At 74.1% G+C, this 657-nt stretch carries 2 protein-coding genes; one reads left to right on the top strand and one right to left on the bottom strand.

Annotated elements, in window-relative coordinates:
* Positions 1 to 370, top strand: a 370-nt coding sequence (locus tag NL1_RS38470; protein WP_373862621.1) for an alpha/beta fold hydrolase, incomplete at its 5' end; no start/stop codon positions are given.
* Between the two features lie 12 nt (positions 371 to 382).
* Here NL1_RS38470 and NL1_RS36015 read toward each other — a convergent pair.
* Positions 383 to 657, bottom strand: a 275-nt coding sequence (locus NL1_RS36015; RefSeq protein WP_156095228.1) for a DUF3710 domain-containing protein, incomplete at its 5' end; no start/stop codon positions are given.

A 657-nucleotide genomic window follows, 5' to 3' on the forward strand; every position in this document is an offset into this window, starting at 1 on the left:
GCTCAGCGCCGCGGTGACCGCCGAGCAGCTGCGCGCCGACGGATTGGAGACCGTCATCGCGCGGATGCGGGCGAGCAGCCCACGCTGGCTGGCCGACGCCCTGACCCAGTCCTGGCGCTCCCAGTGGCCGCACCTGCCGCAAGCCCTGGAAGAGGCCGCCGACTACAAGTGGCCGAGCACCGACCGGCTCGCCACCGTGGACGTGCCGGTCGCCGTTGTCACCGCGGTGGACGACCCGGTCCATCCGCTCGCGGTGGCCGAGGAGTGGGCGCAGCTGATCCCGCACGCGCGACTGTTCCGCACCACCCTCGGCGAACTCGGCGCCGATCCGGCGATCCTCGGCGACACCGGATTCACCGCCTTCGACTGATCGACTCCCAGCTCAGTTCAGGCCGAGCTGCTGCATCGCGGAGCCGTCCGCGCCGCGGCGCGGTTGCGGCGGCAGCGACTGCGGTTGCGCGCGCACGGGCGTCTGAGCGGCCGCGGCCTGGGCGGCCACCTGCTGTTGCTGAGCCTCCACCTGCGCCTGGTGCGCGGCGGCCAGCTGCTCGGCGAGTTGCTGCGGCAGCACGACAGGCAGCGGGTCGCGCACGGGCAGCGGATCGGTGCCCCGCCGGATGACGGTCTCACCGAGGATCGCGCGGGCCGCGGCCACCA

Origin of the sequence: Nocardia lijiangensis NBRC 108240 (assembly GCF_001613045.1) — a bacterium.
Lineage (GTDB): Bacteria > Actinomycetota > Actinomycetes > Mycobacteriales > Mycobacteriaceae > Nocardia > Nocardia lijiangensis.